Annotated in this window: 1 protein-coding gene; it reads left to right on the forward strand. The window is 67.5% G+C overall.

Features of this window, described 5'->3' with window-relative positions:
• The coding region (locus J8I34_RS34580; protein ID WP_209808673.1) for an ATP-binding cassette domain-containing protein at window positions 1–240 on the forward strand (240 nt) is incomplete at both ends.

A 240-nucleotide genomic window follows, 5' to 3' on the forward strand; every position in this document is an offset into this window, starting at 1 on the left:
TGAGCTACGGCAGCAACGAAGTGCTGCGCGACGTCAACCTCAAGATCGAGCCCGGCGAGTTCTTCGCGCTGCTGGGGCCTTCGGGCTCGGGCAAGTCCACGCTGCTGCGGCTGATCGCGGGCTTCAACCGGCACCAGCGCGGCGAGCTGCTGGTGGGCGGGCAGGACATCACGGGGGTGCCGCCGCATGCGCGCAACATCGGCATGGTGTTCCAGAACTACGCGCTGTGGCCGCACATGA

Origin of the sequence: Cupriavidus phytohabitans (assembly GCF_017815025.1) — a bacterium.
GTDB lineage: Bacteria > Pseudomonadota > Gammaproteobacteria > Burkholderiales > Burkholderiaceae > Cupriavidus.